Genomic DNA, 19,470 nt, shown 5'->3' with positions numbered 1-19,470 from the left:
TAAAATTATCTTATTCGTAATGCGGATATCATATTCCTGCTTGTCTGCTATAAAGCAGATGGGGAATAAGGGAGTCTTAAGCATATAAAATTTTTAGGGGGATTTAGTAATGAGAGAACTAGGATTAATAAACGGTAGATTTGTCGATATGAATGAGAAGGTTGTTACGATGGAAGATCGAGGACATCAATTTGGTGATGGAGTATATGAAGTTACCAAAGTATATAATGGTAAATGCTTTGCTTTAAGGCCGCATTTAGATCGCCTGTACCAATCTTTGCGGGCCATTCGTATTCCTGCAACGTATACCTTTGAAGAGTTAGTTCAATTTCATGAGGCTTTAATAAAAGAAAGTGGTATTACAGAAGGAGCTATTTACTTGCAGATCACGCGAGGGGCTGCGCCTCGAGTCCATCCTTTTCCTGAGCAAGTAGTGCCATGCTTGACTATGTCTATTCGATCTAGCGGACCGGTTAAGCAAGAATTGCGAGATAATGGTGTGAAAATCATATTGATACCTGATGAACGCTGGCTGCGCTGTGACATTAAGTCCTTAAACTTATTAAGTAATGTACTAGGTAAGCAACAGGCGAAAGAAGCTGGCTGTTATGAAGCGGTAATGGTAAGAGAAGGCTCTGTAACAGAAGGGACGAGCAGCAACTTTTTTGTAGTGAAGGATGGCGTGATTTGGACGCATCCAGCAACGAATTTAATTTTAAAAGGTATAACTCGTACGATTTTATTAGAACGACTTGCGAAAGAGCTAGATTTGACCATTTTGGAAAAAGCATTTGATGTATCTTTTGTAAAAGGCGCATCGGAAGCATTTTTGTCAGGGACTAGTACCGAAATTATGCCCGTTAATTCTATTGATGGAAAACTGGTAAATGATGGAGTTGTCGGTCCGATTACGCGTAAATTGCAAGCTGCATATACGCAGCTAATTGATGAAGAATGCGGATGGAATTAAGCGCATTCCTATGAATCAAATGTGATATACCAAAAATAGCAGGGGATGGACCTTGCTATTTTTGTATATAGTAGTAATGAGAATTTGCGCTTTATTTTATGGAGGCTAAAGGATGCAAGATAAGTTGAAGAATTTACCTTATTATCGCTGGCTGATCTTTATTGTTACCGTAATGGGGACATTTATGGCAGTTTTGGATTCTAGTATTGTAAATGTCGCTCTACCGTTAATTGCTGCTAGTTTTGGCGTAGAATTAACAGATGTACAATGGGTGGTAACGGCATATTTATTGGTTATTTCAAGTTTGCTGCCCTTGTTTGGTAAGATTGGTGATATGTATGGTCGACGTAAGATTTATTTATTAGGATTTGCGATTTTCACAATTGGTTCACTATTGTGTAGCTTATCTAGTACGATTTGGTATTTAGTAGCTTCAAGAGTGCTGCAGGGTGCCGGTGCATCCATGTTAATGTCCAATGCTCCTGCGATTATAAGTGTAACATTCCCTGGCAAAGAGCGAGGGAGAGTCCTTGGAATGAATGGTACGGTAGTGGCGTTAGCTGCTATGACTGGACCGAGTTTAGGTGGGATTTTGGTAGGACTATTTAATTGGGAATGGATTTTTTACATTAATTTGCCAATTGGAATTCTTGCCTACTTATTAGGATACTACATTTTACCTTTTGAGAAGAAATATGCGGCTGGAACTTTTGATTTTAAAGGAGCTGCTTTATTTGCTTTAGGAATGACGGGGTTACTCGTGGTATTAAGCGAAGGACATGAATGGGGCTGGAATTCTTTAATAACAGGCAGTATTGGCATAATAAGCCTGTTATTGCTGAGTACGTTTATCTGGTTTGAGGGAAAAATTAAAGAGCCGATGATTGATTTATCCTTATTTAAACGTTGGCCTTTTCTTGCAGGGAATGTATCAGGCTTATTATCTTTTATGGCTATGTTTTCTAATAATATGCTCATGCCATTTTATTTGCACTCTGTTTTGCTGCTGACACCAACTCAGATTGGCTTGGCAATCACTCCTTTTCCCCTATTAATGGCAATTGCCGCTCCTCTTAGTGGTTATTTATCGGAACGAGTTAGTCCTGTATTATTAACCAGCAGCGGTTTAGGAATTTTGATGCTAGGTTTATTCTATTTAGCTGCATTGGATGCATATTCTACTATCTGGCATGTTGCTATAGGTCAGGGGATTATGGGGATTGGTAATGGGATGTTTCAATCACCGAATAATAATAGCGTATTAAGTTCCGTACCCGTTAGAAAAGTAGGATTGGCAAGCGGAATTAGTGCTTTAATGCGCAATGTTGGGATGGTAAGTGGTACAGCAGTCGCTGTATCTGTCTTTGAAAGTAAGAGACAGCAAGAGCTGGCGGGGGCTTTAATTCTAAATCAGGATGCATATATGAGTGCATTTTTGGCAGCATATCATCTTGCATTAATAATTGGTGCCTGTTTTGCTGGTATTGGACTCATTATCTCATTAAGTAGAAAAGGGCATGTACATTTAAGAGTTGTTAAATGAAAGCTGCTTCTTGCCATTCTATTTTTGGTAAAAAGTTGACAAGAGTATTGTTTGTTATTTATAGTAAAAGTATATAACAGCAGAAAAAGTGTAATGGCAAGTGTATTATTAAAGGAGGGCAAAAAAATGAATCAAATATGGTTGCGGATATTCATGGTAATGATTGGTGGCAGTGTTGTCAAGTATATAGTTGTTGACCCTTTTATCTGGGTATGTATTGATTTGGCGATATTTGGGATCGCCTATTTGATTTTAAGGCGATATCCTTTTATTGATTTAAAGTCGAGCATGTCATTTCTTGGTGGACTAACAGCTGTCTCCGTCTTAATTGATGTGGGAATTATTAGTGGTCTTGTTGGTAATATTCTTATTATAGCATTGTTGGCATGGATGCTATTTGGCCGTTCTCGTGGCTCTAATAATCGACCAGTGAACCGTCATAAATGGCATAAGTAAAGAGGGGCTTTATCACGATGAGACCAAAGGTTGCGATTCTCACTCGTACAGCATTATTGTTGGCTCTCGCATTGCTATTTCAGTCAATACGCTTGTTAATTCCTATACCTCCTCTTCTGTCTACCTTTTTAATTGGTAGCCTGATGAATACTTGTTTCTTGATTGCTGCTGAAACGGCAGGAGCGGGACCTGCTATTGTCCTTGTATCCTTAGTGCCTATAGTGGCATATTTTCAGCAAGTGTTGCCTCTTCCTATTTTTATCATACCAGTTGCATTGGGAAATGCTATATTTATAGGAATATTTTTAATAGGAAAAAATCAGAAGTACTGGATGAAAATTCTTGCTGCTGCTGCAGGCAAAAGTATTTTGATGTATGTTGCCTTTAATTGGTTGTTAACTTTCATTGCGATTCCTACAAAAATTGCCGCAGGCCTACTCTTTGTTATGAGTTGGCCACAATTTATAACTGGAATAATGGGCGGCATTCTTGCTGGTATAATAAAAAGACGTTTGACATTGTTATAACTAACAATGTCAAACGTCTTTTTTATGTACAGCTGAGGAGGGTCATGATTAGCGTTCCATTCGTGCGAAGCCATTCCCGACATTGTTTGAAATGAGGTGAATATTTTCCTACTTCCTGCCAAAAAGCTTGAGAATGATTTGGTATGCGCAAATGGCAAAGCTCATGAATTACCAAATAATCAATGACTTCCATCGGTGCCATGATGATTCTCCAATTATAATTGATATTGCCTTTAGAAGAACAACTCCCCCAGCGGGTTTTTTGTTCTTTAATGGTAATTCGTTTTGGATTTACTTTAATGACCGATGCCCAAAAAGCTGTTCTTGCGGCTAAGGTGTCAGTAGCATAGTGGATGTACCATTGCTTAAGGAGTTTTTCGGCTATTGCCTTTGCATCCTTCTCAGTTAAAGGAAGAATATTCAGCATAATTTGATTCTCTTCTAAGTGAACTGTAGGTTTATGAGTATCTTTACTCATAAATTTAAGGATATGGGGCTGCCCTAAAAACAGTATTGCCGCATTATCACAAACTGATTTATTAATGGGGTTGTTTGCTGCAGCTTTCAATTTTGTTATTTGTTTTACAAGCCATTTTCTTTTTTCAAATACTATTTTTTCAATGTCTTCCTTAGGAAAGCGGGTAGGGGCAGTTATAGTTAGATGACTGGATGATGTTAATTTTAATTGAATCGACTTTCGATTTTTTTGAGATACAATAGTATATGTTAGTTGATGATTATCAATTTTAAGTGTATTCATAATATCCTTCATTAGACAGTATCGTGTAAAACTCCTGCAGAAATAAACAAAGCCTCTAATTATTGAAAATTAGAGGCTGTAAAATACTGGTGCCGAAGGCCGGACTCGAACCGGCACGTGGAGTACACGTCTGATTTTGAGTCAGGTGCGTCTGCCAATTCCGCCACTTCGGCATAAATTATATTGAGCACTTGGCTCAACGAATATCATGATAACATAACAGACCGTTATTGTCAAGTTGCGGTAATGGGAAGTTGGGTAAAAAAGTTATAAATAGAACCAATAATGAACTGCGAAGGTCGCGAAGAAATGCAAAGAACAGGTCGGTATGTGGATATATGTCAGTGACAGTCCGTGTGCTAAATGTTACGAGGTAAATATCTAATAGCAAAAAGCGCTGGGTAACACCAGCGCCTTTCATTAACTTGGCATTTGATTATTACTTATTACGAAGCCCCCGTGGTTGTTTTTAGCTTGTGTGTTCGTATTCATCTCAGTGTCTGCAGAATCTTGGTTTTCGGTAACTATTTCAGATTCGGGAATACTAGAATCCATTTCATTGATTTCCTTTTTCATAATAATCACCTCCTACTGATAGTGTAACCAATATGTATAAAAATTTACTTCTCTATAAAAATTAATGTATTTATGAGGGGGCGAGAGCCATGTGACTATGTAAAGAAAAATGCGTAGAATCAGATTTATCGGGCTAGGGAATGAAGCTAATGCGACTACTGCAGAGGTTATTGATAAAAGCTTAAACGATTTTATGAGGATGGTAATAGAGAGGTAATATTGGGGACGGAGGATAACATGAGGCCGTTAACCAGAGTATTAGACTATTGACTATCTCTTGTGTCATCCTGATTTTCTTTTGGTTCATCTAATGGTTTCATAGATGGCTGTAAGCGAGCGAAAGGCTGTGAGGTCCGCTGGGTTGATTGGTACTGATCTTCAAAAGAAAAAATAAGAGACGTTGCTGCCTTTGCCAGAAAACCAATAAAAGATATCATCAGGAAGTTATCGAGATAAGAAAAGTTACTAAACTGTATACTACCCAGTATTACCAGTAATGGCGAAAAGACAAATCCCATAATTGCAGATGCTCCTATATTCCACACTGCATAGCTTTTCCATGAGTAAGCGTGTTGATATATAAGCATGTAGTACATAGGTAACGCCGTAATGTCGTAAAGAAATATACTTGGTGTTATTGGGAGAATGAATACTGTATGTGTCCAGTAATTGAAGTTAGAACCGACTATATCGACTACAACAGCAAATACAGATATGAGAGCTCCAAATAATATTGTTTTTGTTAGCCTAGTCTTATCCATTAACGAAAAACAAAGGATGTAAGAGAAAATAACAAATCCTATTTGTCCCCACCATTTAATAGACAATAGATCTTGTGTAAACCATTTGGTTACCACAAGGTTATGAAGTGTAGACTTTGTCTGAATAATCATTTCTATAGTATCCAAGAGAGCACTCCTTTTACCAAGTAATTTAAAAGTTAGTATTTCCTATCAAAAACGATTATAAAAATATTATTCGTTATATCTTACAATTTATCCAATACAGCACTAAAAAATCTGAAAGGGCGGGATAAGAAAAAACCAGCATTGAGTGCTGGCGTGTGGTCATTTTAGTATTTTAATACTAGAGAGTATGCTATTTATAGTTTCGCGGTCACTTCCTAGATTGGCGTAGGGTTCAGTAGCATAGAAACCATAGTTATATTGATCACTGTAAGAATAACCGATAAGCTGATAAAATTTCACCCCCTTATGGACTGTATCAATCCAAACCGTGCAGGGAAGTAGAAAATAATAAAAGGATGCGTGTTGAAATATTATTGTGAATTAAAGCTTCTAAAAAATGCATAATAAAAATATCAATAATTGAACAATATTTGCCAGAGGATGATAATAATAAGGATGGTGCGTTATGAGTGTAGAATATGATTTTGAAGAGGCGGTAGAGATGCTAGAAGCATTCAATCGAGCGGGGATCAGCTACCGAATCTGTGAAGATGGAACATTCTCCTTTAACAGTGATAATGACCGAGAACGAGCCAAAAAGGTTATTGAAGAATTAAAGAAGAAAGCTTAATAATAGAAGATTATAAAGGAGGCAAAGACCATAATCTTCGCGTTCAGAATGTTTTACTTTCCCATGAAAAAAAGACTTAGCATAAATGCAAAGTCTTATAAAATACTGGTGCCGAAGGCCGGACTCGAACCGGCACGTGGAGTACACGTCTGATTTTGAGTCAGGTGCGTCTGCCAATTCCGCCACTTCGGCACTGCTAAGTTGTTTGGTGTTAGGCTTTTGCTCACCAGACAATTGATATAATACCATGATAAGAAGAAGCTTGTCAAGAATAAATTCTGTAGTTGGTATAATTATTTGTTTTTTGGAAACAATTGTATCATATATGGGGCTGTTTTCTGAGAGTACATCTATGGAGATGAGGAGGATGGTATTATGGCAACAAAAATGGGGCGTTTACCTGTAAAAAAAGTTTTATTGAACAGCAAGACACTTAGCAATGAAGGTGAATATGAATTTATTATTGACTGTGATTCGATTTATTTTGATGTAGGGTATGATAATGAAGGTAATTTACAATTTGTTGATCAGTATTTTTATACGGATCGTAATCCTCAAGGCGATTTGAATTCTGCTGCTGACCAAAGTCTTCTCTTAAGTGTTGATGATAACGATTTTCCTGTGAAAAGTTATCTATTAGCGAAGCAAGAACAAGGAAATGAATGGCTGCGGTTTCATGCGGTAGTGCCTAAAACAGTTGATCCTGGATATTTTCATCAAAAATACCTTGGGGAGTAAGTAAAAAATCTTTGAATCAATTTTATAGTTATAGGGAGGGCATCGTTGCCATCCTTATTTTTTTTATAAAGCAAGCATCATACAATTATGTGTAAAAATATGGTAAAATAGATTAAAAATGTAATAAAATGGTAAAAAATACGGTTCGATGTTAAAATGTCTATAGCAAATAAAAGTTATTGTGTCGAAATGAAGTAGAAAATCAAATCGGAACAAGCTTGTTAACACTAGGGCGCTGGGGCTTTGCATAAGAATATTCGACAAAACGGGCTGGTTTACTTAGAATTATGTCGCAATTTTACGAAAAGAACTTAGTCTAATTTAGCAGGACTTACAATTATTTACAAGAATATTAAGTATCACTTTAATAAATAGGAAGGTAAGGAGAGGGCAAAATATGTACTTAGCGGCAACTTCGCAAAATAGATTAGTACATTTAGTAAAAGAAGATGAGTATAAAGAATATTTTGAATCGACGACAAATGGGATTATACATCTTGATCGAGAAATGCGCATAAAAAGTTTGAATCGGGAGGCAGAACGAATCGGAGGAGTGGATCATTCTGCTGTAATCGGAAAAAGGGCGGAATTTATTTTTAGAAAATATGGTGAACAATTCCTGAAAATCTTTGATGTTTCAGAATATGAGGATATTAAGACTGCTAATATTAGCTTGAAAATGAATGATCAAATTATTTACCTTCATATTGATGCATTGCGACTGGTCGATTCTTTGGGTGAATTCAATGGTATGATCGTTATATTACAGGATGTATCTGCTGTCAGAGCTGCCATAAAGCAAATACAGACTACACAGATGCTAGTGTCATTGGGGGAATTAGCAGCTGGTGTGGCTCATCATGTACGAACCCCCTTAACTACGATTAGTGGGTATCTGCAAGTTATGTTAGGGCGTATTGATGATGATAAGTATACTGTACGCCGTGATGTATTAGAAACTTTACTGGGTGAAGTGTCTTATATCAATGATGTAGTAAAAGAATTAATTCTTTTTGCAAAACCACCAGTGCAAAAAGAACCGGGTGTTGATTTGAATCGTTTGCTGGAAGAGGCATTATTGCTAAGTTTTAAAGAGTTAGGTGGTGAAAAGATCAATATAAATAAGGAATTAGCTAAGAATCTTCCTATTATTACTGCAGATAAAAATCTTATTAAGCAAGCGATAATGAATATTATGCAAAATGCTATAGAATCCATGGATGGAGAAGGGGTATTGAGCATAAAATCGTGGATGAATGCAGAGCTTAGTATGTTGGTGCTTGCGATAAATGATACTGGGGCAGGTATAACACCAGAAATATTGTCACGTATATTCGAACCTTTTTATACAACTAAATTGGATCGAGTCGGGCTGGGACTGCCTATTGCCAATCGTATTATTGCAGAACATGGTGGTTTTGTTAATATTAGTGCAGGTGAAAAAGGCGGTACAAAAGTACATGTTTACCTGCCAATTGTTGATGATTGTACCAATCGCTTAGCAGTAGTGCATCAACAAATCTTAAACTTACAGTAACGTAAACCTTGTTATTTTAAAATATGGAAAAATATATCCTGTCATATGCTCAGAACATCCTTCATATATGTTTAGTGTTCTTTAATTTTTGATAAAGAAGGGATGTCTGTGTTTTGTTCTTCAAGGAATGTAATCAGCATATTTGTTCTATTGATTTTTATCCTGTTGCCTATTAGTGCTGCGGCGCAGCAAAATAATTTACCTCAGATTATTATTAATTTGCCTAGCCGCACTTTGCAATTGTATTATGGTAATACAATGAACAAAGAATATTATGTAGCAATTGGTAAGCCCTCTACACCAACTCCCATGGGTAATTTTTATATTGTCAGTAAGGAACGTGATCCCATTTGGATTCCCCCCGGACGTAATTATGTTGTAATGTCAGGACCTGATAATCCCTTGGGGTATCGTTGGATGGAGTTTTTACCTTTATATGGAATACACGGAACCAATGCTCCTTGGACAATCGGCATGGCAGTATCGAATGGCTGCGTGCGAATGCGAGAGGAGGAAGCGGAAGAGTTGTTTGAGATTGTTACGAATAATACGCCAGTAACAATAACCTATGAGCGGATTAAAATTGATATTGGAAAAAGTGGGAAAGCATCAATTGGGATTTATCCGGATGTTTATGGCTATAATGCTATTACTTTAGCTGATGTGAATGCAAAACTAGCTGAATATGGATATACGGGATTTGTAAATGAAGAGTTTTTGTCAGCGATTTTAAGAGAAGAGAGTGGTAAGCAAGTAGAATTTGCCAAGGAGCAGAATATAAAAATAAATCATACTCGATTGGATCAGAAAGGAATTTTGGTTGGCAATTCCACTTATCTGCCAGTTTGGGCTGTTGCTTCAGCCTGTAAAAGTGGCTTTATATGGGATGATAAGAAAAAGTTAATTTGGAAAGATAATATTGCATATCAAGGTCTGATTAAAAATGATATTATTTATAGTAAAATAGAAAATATTGAAAAGTTATTTAGCTTACGGACGGATTTTCGGGAGAATGATGAATTAGAGCTCAATAGTGATTAAAAACTGCATTAGTAGCAGTATAAAAAATGTTGTTTATTAGAGTGCTGATAAAAGCAGCTTATTTAGCATAAAATAGAAAAAGGATGCTGGGATAGATTTCCTTCTATTTCAGCATCCTTTTTAAAATAAAAAAATGGGAAATATAAAGGGATTTTGCAACTGTTTAGCTAAGTATATAAGGTTGAAATTTATTAATTAAGGTGGTAAGCATATGCCTGAAAAGTTTATAATCATCGATGGAAGCAGCTTGGTACATAGGGCGTTTTACGCTTTGCCTCCATTAACTACAAGTAACGGACAATATACAAATGCAGTGTATGGCTTTACAACTATGCTGGTAAAATTACTCGGTGAGTTAAAACCAGATTATATGGTTGTAGCTTTTGATAAAGGGAAAATTACTTTTCGTAATGACGTATATGCTGAATATAAGGCACAGCGTAAGCCTACGCCAAGAGAGTTGTCGGAACAATTTCCATTAACAAAAGAGGTGTTGGCAGCATTAGGAATTAGAGAGCTAGAAGAAGCAGGGTATGAGGGCGATGATATTATTGGTACTTTAGCGGCTAAGGCAGGGCAAGCAGGGCATGAGGTGATCATTGTTACCGGCGATCGTGACGCCTTGCAATTGATTAATCCTCACACCAAAGTAATGCTAACGAAAAAAGGTATATCTGATATGGACATTTTTGATAAAGATGCATTTTTTGCTAAATATAACGTGAATCCACGGCAACAAATTGATCTCAAAGGCTTAATGGGGGATGCTTCGGATAACATTCCAGGCGTTCCAGGGGTCGGAGAAAAAACAGCTATAAAGCTAATTGTCGAATATGGTTCTATCGAAAATGTTTTAGAGAATATTGAAAATATTTCAGGGAAAAAACTCCAGGAAAACTTGCGTAATAATAAAGAAATCGCCTTGTTGTCAAAACAATTAGCGACTATTAAATGTGATATGTCCATCGACTTTACAAAGTATGATTTTAGAATCCATCCTAATCTTGAAAAAATGAAAGAACTCTTTGCTAAATTTGAATTTAAAAGTCTTCTAGCGCGAGTACACAGTATTTTCCCTGGGCATGAGCAAGAGCAAGAAATAGAGGCAGAAGCACTGCCTCAGGTTGATGAGATAACCGATGCTGCTGAGTTGGCGAGTTTAATTACACAGATAAGAAAAACTGGAATCTTAGAATTTTATCCAATAATTACAGGGGATTTGCCTTCTGTTCATGTAGGAGGTCTATCAATTATCCTGGAAGGGAAAATTAAATATATTTCCAGTGAAATGGCAGGGTGGCAGGAATTTCTGACTTTGTTTCCGGATGCAACAATCATGAAAGTTACTCATGATGCTAAGAAGATGTACCACGCATGCGCTGGTATGGGGACTTTCTTAGGAGGGCTTGTATTTGACACGATATTAGCAGCATATCTTTTGGAACCCACTGCAAATGAGTATTCACTTGCAATATTGAAAGAAAAATATCTTGGAAAATTCAGTACGATTCAATGGCAAAAAATGTATCAAGAACCTGTTTTTGCTGTATGGGCTATTGAAGTCATACATGACATATACCCTATATTAAAACAAGGTCTGATTGATAATGAGCTGATTCATTTGTATAACGAAATTGAACTTCCTTTAGTTGAAGTGTTATCCATAGTAGAGAATCACGGAATTAAAGTAGATCGTGAATATTTGCAAATTATGTCAGTGGAAATTGGGGTAAAGATTGAGTTATTATTAACTAAGATTTATCAATGTGCAGGTGAAACATTCAATGTGAACTCTCCAAAGCAGTTAGGAGTCATTCTGTTTGAAAAACTAAACCTGCCTGTTATGAAAAAAACAAAAACTGGATACTCTACTGACGCAGAGGTATTGGAAAAGTTAGCAGGTCAACATGCTATTGTGGATACGATTTTAGAATATCGAATGTTAGCCAAACTTAAATCGACATATCTGGATGGAATGGTTGATCTGATTTCTCCTGCAACAGGTCGTATACATACTACCTTTAATCAAATGGTGACGGCTACAGGCAGACTTAGCAGTTCGGAACCAAATTTGCAGAATATCCCTATACGTACTGAAATTGGCAAGAAAATTCGAGAGTTGTTTATACCTGGTGCAGGGTATGATTATCTGATGTCTGCTGATTATTCTCAAATTGAGCTGAGAGTTTTAGCTGATATGTCGGGTGATGCTAATCTCATTGAATCCTTTGACAAAGAGCAAGATGTGCATACTCGTACTGCAGCAGAAGTGTTTGAAGTTCCGATGGAAGAAGTTACTTCAGAATTGCGTTCAAGGGCAAAGGCTGTAAATTTTGGTATTGTCTATGGTATCAGTGATTATGGTTTATCACGTGATACAGGTGTCAGTCGCAAAGAGGCGGGCCGATATATTGAGAATTATTTTACTAAATATAATGGTGTGAAAGCCTTTATGGACAAATCTGTTGGTGCGGCTCATCAACAGGGATATGTTACTACTTTACTGGGACGTCGTCGCTATTTGCCTGATATTAATAGCAAGAATTTTAATCAGCGCTCCTTTGCAGAGCGTACGGCCATGAATACTCCCATTCAGGGGACGGCTGCTGATATTATAAAAAAAGCGATGGTTGATGTATATCGAGCATTGCAAAAAGAAAAATTAAAAAGTCGTATTCTATTGCAAGTACATGATGAATTGGTATTAGAAGTACCTCTTGGTGAAGTAGAGCAAGTCTCTAAAATAGTTAAAGAAGCAATGGAACAAAGTGTTGCGTTAAAAGTCCCATTAGTCGTGGATGTAAAAATCGGAAAGAATTGGGCAGATGCGAAATAACATCAATGACATGAACTAGGAGGTCAAACATGCCAGAAATGCCAGAGGTGGAAATCATTCGGCGCAGCCTCATCGAGAAAATTTCAGGGCGTACAATTGTAGAAGTTGAGTTTTTATTGGCGCGATTGGTGAAATGGCCTTCGTCTGCAGAGTTTCAAGCTGTATTAACAAACAGAAAAATTGAGACTGTAGCCAGGAGAGGTAAATATTTATTATTTCATTTAGACGATAAGCAAGTCTTGGTTATACACCTTCGCATGACAGGGCGGTTGCAGTATATCACGCGGGATGGAGAAAAAGACAAGTTTACTCGTATTCTATTTAAATTAGATAATGGTGATATATTGGTATATGCGGATACTCGTACATTGGGAACTTTATATCTAATGCCCTTTGATGAATTGTGGAGGATTGCTGGTCTTTTTACTATGGGCCCAGAACCCCTAACCCCTGAATTTTCGTTAATTTACTTAACGGAAATGCTGAAAAAACACCACGGAAAAATTAAAGCGATCCTATTGAATCAAAAATATATAGGAGGATTGGGCAATATCTATGTGGACGAATGCATGGCTATTGCTGGTATCCATCCAGAACGCATCGCGAGCAGTTTAAGTGAAAACGAAAATGAAAAATTGTATCATGCGATTAATAAAGTAATTGCAGATGGTATAGAGCATGGAGGAACGACCTTCCGTGATTACCGTGATGGTGATGGGAAAAGTGGCAGTCATCAGTATCACCTTAACGTATATGGACGTAAAGATGAGCCGTGCCTTTCTTGCGGCACACCGATTCAGCGTAAAGAGGTAGCCGGCCGTGGAACTCATTTTTGTCCAAAGTGTCAAAAATAAGCACCGAATTGTGGGGGAATGCTTCATGTATGTGATTGGTCTAACTGGTGGGATTGCAAGTGGAAAAAGTACGGTAAGTTCTATGCTGGCAAAACTGGGAGCTTACATCATTGATACAGATAAGATAGCCCGCGAAGTGGTTATGCCTAAGCAGCCTGCCTTGCTTGCGATTATGGCTCACTTTGGTGATGAAATTATGCTTCCGGATGGAAATGTGAATCGAAAAATGTTAGGAAATATTATATTTCAAAATCCGAAGGAACGTTCCTGCTTGGAGAAAATGATTCATCCCTATATTGAAGCAGAAGTTGATAATTGCATTAAAAAAGCGGAACAGCTGGGGCATAAAGCTGTTGTTATCGATATACCATTATTGTTTGAAGTGGGTTGGCAAAGTAAGGTCGATGAAGTTTGGGTAGTTTACGCTGATCCATCAGTACAGCTTTCACGGTTAATCTCTCGCAATCAGTTAACAAACAAGGAGGCTATGGATCGAATTAATTCACAACTCAATATAACTGAAAAGGCTAAGCGATCTCATTTGGTAATTGATAATACGTTAGATGTTAAGAACACAAAACAGCAGGTCATAGCAGCATGGCAGAATGTACGTGAGAAAGTGAATAATGTTATGGCGTGAAGGATTAGTTGTTCTACTTTCTTCGTGTTTTGAGTAGAATTTTGTAGGATGATACCTACTAACATAGCAACGGAGTGATTTTCTTGGGGATTTTAACCTGGATGAAAGTCCTGGTGCGAAATATAGTAATATTGGCCATTATTGGATATGGAGTATATAATACTGACTGGTTTCAAAAAAAATATATTTACCCTTTTCCTTACCAGGATATTGTGTATCAGTACGCCCTGGAGAGAGAGCTGGATCCCTTTCTTGTTGCTGGTGTGATACGAACAGAAAGTAAATTTGATAGGAAAGCCTTGTCTCCTAAGGGAGCTTTAGGATTGATGCAGATGATGCCTGAAACGGCAAAATGGGTAGCCGAACAGATGGAAAACAATGACTTTACGACTACGCAGCTAGAGAATCCTGAAATAAATATTAGTATGGGAACTTGGTATTTAGCATCCTTAAAAAAAGAATTTAAGGGCAATGAAGTATTAATGTTAGCTGCTTATAATGGTGGCAGGGGCAATGTAAAGCAGTGGATGGGGCAATATGCATGGGATATGTCGTTTCACGATTCTGAAAAAATTCCCTTTGGAGAAACTAAAAAATATGTAGATCGAGTTTTATATAGTAAAAAGCGCTATCAGGAGTTATATGGTAGATAGGAGAGCGGTAGCTTTGCGATATGGAAGAACAATGTCAGTAAGATACGAGATGAATAATCGGGCTCCTCTGAGGAGAATTGTAATGATACTTAGTCGCAGATGTAGTATAATGCTGTGTCTGCTAGTGTTTGTTATGCTGGCTAGTGGCTGCAGCTCTAAAACCCTGCCAGAATCTCCAAAGAATGAGATCAAACAAGGCGGGCAATTAGTTTATGGTAGTCTGCAAGAACCAAACACATTAAACCCATTATTGTCGGATCTCTCAGCAACTGCAGAGGTCAGTAGTTTGATTTTTAGCGGTTTAATAATAAATGATGCAAAGGGAGAATGGCTGCCGGATCTTGCACTTGAAGTTCCCACTTTGCAAAATGGCGGAGTAAGCCCCGATGGCTTAACGATAAAATATAAACTTCGTTCTGGTGTAACTTGGCATGATGGTAAAGCCTTTACTGCTGAAGATGTTAAATTTACTTGGCAAATGATTATGAATTCAGGAGTCAATGTAATATCCAGAGAAGGCTATGATAAAATTCTGGCTATTGATACACCTGACAGCTATACGGTGATTATACAATATCGAGAATATTATCCACCTTATTTAACCCTGTTTAAGAGCATTTTGCCAAAGCATATATTAGAAAAAGAAGACATCAATAAATCTTCTTTCAATCGGGCTCCTATTGGAACAGGCCCTTTTAAACTTAAGGAATGGCATATGTCGGAAGCTCTTTTATTAGAAGCCAATACAGCGTATTATCGCGGTAAGCCTAACCTTGATTCCATCCTTTATAAAGTCATACCTGATACAAATGTTATGCTCAGTCAACTAAAAGTTGGCGCATTGGATATTGTGACTAAAGTACCTTCAGCTCAAATCGATCAAATAAAAGGTATCGAAGGTATTCAGGTAGTCAATACTCCTACTATGATATGGGAGCATGTTGATTTTAATTTAGACAATACCTTGTTTCAGGATGTAAAGGTGCGGCAAGCAATTGCTTTAGGAATCGACAGGCAAGCTCTTATTGCCAATGTGCTGAAAAATTCAGCAAGTACAGCTGTAAGTGATCAATCCCCTTTATCCTGGGGATATAACCCTGCAATAACGCCAGTTGCACATGATGTCGCAGCAGCTCGCGAACTTTTATCTCAAGCAGGCTGGCAGCCAGGAATGGATGGAATTTTTGCAAAAGATGGACGTAAGTTATCATTCTCCCTCAGTGTGCCAACGGGACATAAAACACGAGAGCTTGCAGCTCAAGCTATATCTTATCAATTAAAAGAAGTTGGCATTCAAGTAGAAGTTAAGATGGTAGAAGGAAAAATTTTCTTTGATGATCTTTTAAAGAATCGTCGGTTTGAAACAGCTATGTATGCTTGGGTTGCTGGGGTTGATCCGAATAATTTTAATTTGTGGAATTCTAAAAAAATACCAAATAGAAACAATCAATATGATGGTCAGAATTACTCTGGTTGGAGAAATGCAGAAATTGATGCTTTGACAGATCAAGGTATCCGTACTGTCGATATTGAAAGACGTAAGCAAATATCTTTTCGTATTCAGGATTTGATTATACAAGAATGCCCAATCATACCCCTTTATTTTAGAAACAATATCGATGTAGTAAAAAAGACGGTTATGAATTATCAGGCCAACCCAACTCCCTCTGGTAATTTGTGGAATGCTTGGCAATGGGGTTTTGCAGCAAAGTAGCAGGAAGAGAAAACCAATTTACAAAGATAATTGAAAATCTTTGTTGACATTTTGTTATGAAAAGGTATAATAGTATATGTCGGCAAAATCAAACTATATAAAGTTGTGCTGAAATGACTTACTATGCGGTCGTGGCGGAACGGCAGACGCGCTAGATTCAGGTTCTAGTGAGGGAAACTTCGTGGAGGTTCAAGTCCTCTCGACCGCACCAACTTTTCGATGTTTATTTTGTTAAACAAATATGCTTGCATATTTCATGCGCGGTAGTGGCGGAACGGCAGACGCACCAGCTTGAGGGGCTGGCGGGGGCAACCTCGTGATGGTTCAAATCCATTCTACCGCACCAAACCTTAACTAATGGCTTATAGGCTTTTGCTTATAAGCTTTTTAATTTTATATAGATATCTTTTGCCAGGTGTGATTACGAATTTCCTAGAAGGATCTAAGGTCAGCTGTTGCATTTTACCAAAAAATATTTTAAAAGAGTATATTGTATTCATAAAAAGAAAGTTATTGTTTTAACAAAGTAAGTATGTTAAAATAATAACAAGGAAAGATGTAAGAATTATCCGATAATAATGTTGTGAATAGTAGGAGGGGATTTAAATGTATACAAATGTTATAACGAGTAAGAAATATCTATGTGACAATTGCCATTATCCCTTTATCATTTCAACAGAAAAGGGAGAATTACCAACAAACTGTCCGTTCTGTAACACTCCATTCACTTGTGGAGCACCTGATATTTCTTTTGATGGTTTTGAAAGTGAAGAAAACCTAAAAAAATAAAAAATAAAAGATTTGGCCTGTACAGAAGGAAACATTCTATTCGTTAGTTTGCCAAATCGCTCTTGAAAAGCCTTTAGAATTTTTTTCTAAAGGCTTTTCGTAAAGAGATAGCTGTCTGTGTGACTGGTGAAAAGGGGCGAAATTTGTGTTTTGAAGCTATTTAATTAACGTTTTATGTATGCTATAATAAAAAACGGTGATGAAATATGATAATATTTAAAAATGATTGGCAAGAATTGCTTGAAGACGAATTTAAAAAAGACTATTACTTAAACTTGCGGCAATTTCTAATACAAGAATATCGAACCAAGACCGTTTATCCAGATAAATATGATATTTTTAATGCTCTCCATTATACAGCTTATCAGAATATAAAAGTAGTCATATTGGGGCAAGATCCATATCATGGACCGAATCAGGCTCATGGGCTAAGCTTCTCGGTAAAGCCGGGAATCCAGCCTCCGCCGTCTTTAATGAATATTTATAAAGAGCTAAAAGATGATGTAAATTGTTATATACCGAATCATGGCTATCTTAAGCAGTGGGCAGATCAGGGGGTGTTGCTTCTTAATACCGTTCTTACTGTTTTAGCAGGGCAAGCGAATTCTCATAGGAATATGGGGTGGGAACAGGTGACAGATAAGATTATCAGCTTGTTGAACCAAAGAGAAGAACCCATTGTTTTTATTTTATGGGGAAGTAATGCTCAGTCCAAGACAAGCTTAATTACGAATAAGAATCATCATATTATTAAATCGGTTCATCCTAGTCCATTATCTGCATGCAGAGGTTTCTTTAAAAGTAAGCCTTTTTCGAAAGCAAATACAATTCTGGCATCAAGAGGACAAAGTCCGATCAATTGGCAGATTGATAATCTATAATAGTTGCTGATTTTTCTAAAAAAATATATACAACACACAAGACCTTAGCTCTATAGCTGAGGTCTTGTGTGTTATCTCTGGCTTAAAAGATGATTAATAAATTGCTGTCCTGTTCGTCCTGAACGTCCGTTATGCTGCCGTTCCCATCTTAGTGCTGCAGCCTGCAATTGTTCTAATGGCAGGCTGATTTTATTTTTTATTGCCAGTTGCTCTACAATGATAAGGTATTCTACTTGATTTGGGGACAAATAGGTGAGAGTGATGCCGAAACGGTCGGATAAGGACAACTTTTCATTTACCGTATCAAAGCGATGTACATCATCTGAATCTCCCTTTCGATCATCCCAAGTTTCTTTGATTAAATGCATCCTGTTAGAAGTGGCGTAAATCAGAACGTTGGAAGGGGTTCTTTCCACACCGCCATCAATAATGGATTTCAAATATTTATATTCAATTTCAAATTCTTCAAAAGATAAATCATCCAGAAAAATAATGAACTTCTGAGAATATTCTCTGAGAATCCCCAGTAATTGATTGAAAGATTTTAGTTCTAATTTAGAAACTTCTATGAGACGAAGATTTTTGATCATCGGTTCATTTAAGAGTGCTTTAACAGAAGATGATTTTCCTGTTCCTGGAGAACCAATCAGTAAAATATTATTTGCTGGTTTGCCATTAAGAAAGGCAAGAGTATTTTGCAGCAATGTTTCTTTTTGGTGCTCATATCCTGTTATATCTTGCAGTTGAATGGTGTCATAATTCTTTATTCCTATAAGGCCTGTACTGCTGCTCCAGCGCAAGGCGGTATAGTCAGACATGATGCCACAAGAATAAGAAGAATAGTGATTCATTAATTCTTGAACCAGCGCATCAAGTGGGGAGGATTCTGTAGCAAAGTGATTATAAAGGGTTGATATATTGCTTGTTGCTTTACTGTACGCAGTTGGTACAAAATTATGAATTAAATCGATGCTATCTTTTCCTGTTATAGTAGGTAAATCTCGAATTAGAAAATTTTTAAAAACTTTGCAATCATGTAATGCTGCCTGATATAAAGAGGAATTTGTATCTAGCATTCCATTGCTCTTTTCAGCAGTTTTACTAAAAAGATTTTCATCTTTAGAAACTAAATAAATAATATAATTTTTTAGTAGATCTCCCTCTAAGTGCAATTGTTCCGCCTTGATTAAAACTTCACTATACAATTCATAATATATATAATGAGGGCAATTCCTTTCCCAGAGAATTTGCATTTTTTTTACAATGCTGTCGGAGAGGATGCTGCGATACAGTAATAAATTTTGTAGTGGAAAATGTTTGTTATTCATGGTAGAATCCTTCTTTCTATAATTTAAAACTCATTTTATCACGAAGAAATTAATAATAGCAAATAGTATAGCGAGTCATTGTCTATAC

General features: G+C 37.0%; 19 protein-coding genes and 4 tRNA genes. 17 read left to right on the top strand and 6 right to left on the bottom strand.

Annotation, left to right across the window (positions count from 1 at the left end; translation table 11 throughout):
- Positions 1–109: 109 nt before the first annotated feature.
- The 4 genes from dat (at position 110) to FR7_RS14050 (ending at position 3,496) form a co-directional block, all read left to right on the top strand.
- Positions 110–970 (top strand): D-amino-acid transaminase, encoded by an 861-nt coding sequence (gene dat / locus FR7_RS14065; RefSeq protein WP_007935418.1) that lies wholly within the window; start codon positions 110–112, stop codon positions 968–970.
- Between the two features lie 112 nt (positions 971–1,082).
- The gene (locus FR7_RS14060; RefSeq protein ID WP_007935417.1) at positions 1,083–2,513 is read left to right on the top strand and encodes an MFS transporter; all 1,431 of its coding nucleotides are present in this window, start codon (positions 1,083–1,085) and stop codon (positions 2,511–2,513) included.
- A gap of 126 nt (positions 2,514–2,639) precedes the next feature.
- On the top strand, positions 2,640–2,969 hold the full coding sequence (locus tag FR7_RS14055) for a hypothetical protein (RefSeq protein ID WP_007935416.1): 330 nt from the start codon (positions 2,640–2,642) through the stop codon (positions 2,967–2,969).
- Between the two features lie 17 nt (positions 2,970–2,986).
- Entirely contained in the window at positions 2,987–3,496 is a 510-nt protein-coding gene (locus FR7_RS14050; RefSeq protein ID WP_007935415.1) for a hypothetical protein, read from the top strand.
- Between the two features lie 22 nt (positions 3,497–3,518).
- On the opposite strand, the gene FR7_RS14045 is transcribed toward FR7_RS14050, so the two are convergent.
- From FR7_RS14045 to FR7_RS14035, 4 genes are all read right to left on the bottom strand, one after another.
- Positions 3,519–4,256 (bottom strand): M48 family metallopeptidase, encoded by a 738-nt coding sequence (locus FR7_RS14045; RefSeq protein ID WP_007935414.1) that lies wholly within the window; start codon positions 4,254–4,256, stop codon positions 3,519–3,521.
- An 87-nt stretch (positions 4,257–4,343) separates the two neighbouring features.
- Positions 4,344–4,429 (bottom strand) — tRNA-Leu (locus FR7_RS14040).
- A 247-nt stretch (positions 4,430–4,676) separates the two neighbouring features.
- Positions 4,677–4,832, bottom strand: coding sequence for a hypothetical protein (locus tag FR7_RS23915; protein WP_007935412.1), 156 nt, complete (start codon positions 4,830–4,832; stop codon positions 4,677–4,679).
- Between the two features lie 263 nt (positions 4,833–5,095).
- Positions 5,096–5,740, bottom strand: a complete 645-nt coding sequence (locus FR7_RS14035) for a hypothetical protein (RefSeq protein WP_007935411.1) — start codon at positions 5,738–5,740, stop codon at positions 5,096–5,098.
- 466 nt (positions 5,741–6,206) lie between these two features.
- Between FR7_RS14035 and FR7_RS23910 the strand changes: the two genes are divergently transcribed.
- Positions 6,207–6,371 (top strand): hypothetical protein, encoded by a 165-nt coding sequence (locus FR7_RS23910; protein WP_007935410.1) that lies wholly within the window; start codon positions 6,207–6,209, stop codon positions 6,369–6,371.
- 106 nt (positions 6,372–6,477) lie between these two features.
- On the opposite strand, the gene FR7_RS14030 is transcribed toward FR7_RS23910, so the two are convergent.
- A tRNA-Leu gene (locus FR7_RS14030) sits at positions 6,478–6,563 on the bottom strand.
- Between the two features lie 183 nt (positions 6,564–6,746).
- Here FR7_RS14030 and FR7_RS14025 point away from each other — a divergent pair.
- The 12 genes from FR7_RS14025 to FR7_RS13970 all read left to right on the top strand — a co-directional run bounded on the left by FR7_RS14025 (position 6,747) and on the right by FR7_RS13970 (position 18,054).
- A complete protein-coding gene (locus tag FR7_RS14025) occupies positions 6,747–7,109 on the top strand; it encodes a hypothetical protein (protein WP_007935409.1) in 363 nt (120 codons plus the stop codon).
- Positions 7,110–7,506: 397 nt separating this feature from the next.
- Positions 7,507–8,646, top strand: coding sequence for a two-component system sensor histidine kinase NtrB (locus tag FR7_RS14020; RefSeq protein WP_007935407.1), 1,140 nt, complete (start codon positions 7,507–7,509; stop codon positions 8,644–8,646).
- Between the two features lie 108 nt (positions 8,647–8,754).
- Complete coding sequence (locus FR7_RS14015; RefSeq protein ID WP_007935405.1) at positions 8,755–9,687, top strand: L,D-transpeptidase; 933 nt, start codon at positions 8,755–8,757, stop codon at positions 9,685–9,687.
- 211 nt (positions 9,688–9,898) lie between these two features.
- Positions 9,899–12,523: a DNA polymerase I gene (gene polA / locus FR7_RS14010; RefSeq protein WP_007935403.1), complete on the top strand. Its 2,625-nt coding sequence runs from the start codon at positions 9,899–9,901 to the stop codon at positions 12,521–12,523.
- A 29-nt stretch (positions 12,524–12,552) separates the two neighbouring features.
- Positions 12,553–13,377 carry a DNA-formamidopyrimidine glycosylase gene (gene mutM / locus FR7_RS14005; protein ID WP_007935401.1) on the top strand — a complete coding sequence of 275 codons (825 nt, stop codon included), beginning with the start codon at positions 12,553–12,555 and terminating at the stop codon, positions 13,375–13,377.
- Positions 13,378–13,402: 25 nt separating this feature from the next.
- Positions 13,403–14,017, top strand: a complete 615-nt coding sequence (gene coaE / locus FR7_RS14000) for a dephospho-CoA kinase (RefSeq protein WP_007935400.1) — start codon at positions 13,403–13,405, stop codon at positions 14,015–14,017.
- A 113-nt stretch (positions 14,018–14,130) separates the two neighbouring features.
- Positions 14,131–14,670 carry a lytic transglycosylase domain-containing protein gene (locus tag FR7_RS13995; protein WP_237714860.1) on the top strand — a complete coding sequence of 180 codons (540 nt, stop codon included), beginning with the start codon at positions 14,131–14,133 and terminating at the stop codon, positions 14,668–14,670.
- An 82-nt stretch (positions 14,671–14,752) separates the two neighbouring features.
- Positions 14,753–16,384 (top strand): peptide ABC transporter substrate-binding protein, encoded by a 1,632-nt coding sequence (locus FR7_RS13990; protein WP_017531331.1) that lies wholly within the window; start codon positions 14,753–14,755, stop codon positions 16,382–16,384.
- 125 nt (positions 16,385–16,509) lie between these two features.
- Positions 16,510–16,595, top strand: a tRNA-Leu gene (locus FR7_RS13985).
- A 49-nt stretch (positions 16,596–16,644) separates the two neighbouring features.
- Positions 16,645–16,730, top strand: a tRNA-Leu gene (locus tag FR7_RS13980).
- Between the two features lie 260 nt (positions 16,731–16,990).
- Positions 16,991–17,173 (top strand): hypothetical protein, encoded by a 183-nt coding sequence (locus tag FR7_RS13975; protein WP_007935397.1) that lies wholly within the window; start codon positions 16,991–16,993, stop codon positions 17,171–17,173.
- Between the two features lie 206 nt (positions 17,174–17,379).
- Positions 17,380–18,054 carry a uracil-DNA glycosylase gene (locus FR7_RS13970; protein ID WP_007935396.1) on the top strand — a complete coding sequence of 225 codons (675 nt, stop codon included), beginning with the start codon at positions 17,380–17,382 and terminating at the stop codon, positions 18,052–18,054.
- A gap of 71 nt (positions 18,055–18,125) precedes the next feature.
- Here FR7_RS13970 and FR7_RS13965 read toward each other — a convergent pair whose 3' ends face one another.
- Positions 18,126–19,382, bottom strand: a complete 1,257-nt coding sequence (locus FR7_RS13965) for an ATP-binding protein (protein ID WP_007935395.1) — start codon at positions 19,380–19,382, stop codon at positions 18,126–18,128.
- Positions 19,383–19,470: the final 88 nt, after the last annotated feature.

Origin of the sequence: Pelosinus fermentans DSM 17108 (assembly GCF_000271485.2) — a bacterium.
In the GTDB taxonomy this organism is placed as follows: Bacteria; Bacillota; Negativicutes; order DSM-13327; family DSM-13327; genus Pelosinus; species Pelosinus fermentans.
This window is presented reverse-complemented; position numbering and strand designations above follow the sequence as displayed.

Bases quoted from the DNA above. Each gene is read 5' to 3' on its own strand.
- FR7_RS13970 (WP_007935396.1), top strand. From the start codon at position 17,380: ATGATAATATTTAAAAATGATTGGCAAGAATTGCTTGAAGACGAATTT.
- polA (WP_007935403.1), top strand. From the start codon at position 9,899: ATGCCTGAAAAGTTTATAATCATCGATGGAAGCAGCTTGGTACATAGG.
- FR7_RS14050 (WP_007935415.1), top strand. From the start codon at position 2,987: ATGAGACCAAAGGTTGCGATTCTCACTCGTACAGCATTATTGTTGGCT.
- mutM (WP_007935401.1), top strand. From the start codon at position 12,553: ATGCCAGAAATGCCAGAGGTGGAAATCATTCGGCGCAGCCTCATCGAG.
- FR7_RS14045 (WP_007935414.1), bottom strand. From the start codon at position 4,256: ATGAATACACTTAAAATTGATAATCATCAACTAACATATACTATTGTA.
- FR7_RS23915 (WP_007935412.1), bottom strand. From the start codon at position 4,832: ATGAAAAAGGAAATCAATGAAATGGATTCTAGTATTCCCGAATCTGAA.
- FR7_RS14055 (WP_007935416.1), top strand. From the start codon at position 2,640: ATGAATCAAATATGGTTGCGGATATTCATGGTAATGATTGGTGGCAGT.
- FR7_RS13965 (WP_007935395.1), bottom strand. From the start codon at position 19,382: ATGAATAACAAACATTTTCCACTACAAAATTTATTACTGTATCGCAGC.
- FR7_RS14060 (WP_007935417.1), top strand. From the start codon at position 1,083: ATGCAAGATAAGTTGAAGAATTTACCTTATTATCGCTGGCTGATCTTT.
- FR7_RS14020 (WP_007935407.1), top strand. From the start codon at position 7,507: ATGTACTTAGCGGCAACTTCGCAAAATAGATTAGTACATTTAGTAAAA.
- FR7_RS13990 (WP_017531331.1), top strand. From the start codon at position 14,753: ATGATACTTAGTCGCAGATGTAGTATAATGCTGTGTCTGCTAGTGTTT.
- coaE (WP_007935400.1), top strand. From the start codon at position 13,403: ATGTATGTGATTGGTCTAACTGGTGGGATTGCAAGTGGAAAAAGTACG.
- FR7_RS23910 (WP_007935410.1), top strand. From the start codon at position 6,207: ATGAGTGTAGAATATGATTTTGAAGAGGCGGTAGAGATGCTAGAAGCA.
- FR7_RS14025 (WP_007935409.1), top strand. From the start codon at position 6,747: ATGGCAACAAAAATGGGGCGTTTACCTGTAAAAAAAGTTTTATTGAAC.
- FR7_RS13975 (WP_007935397.1), top strand. From the start codon at position 16,991: ATGTATACAAATGTTATAACGAGTAAGAAATATCTATGTGACAATTGC.
- dat (WP_007935418.1), top strand. From the start codon at position 110: ATGAGAGAACTAGGATTAATAAACGGTAGATTTGTCGATATGAATGAG.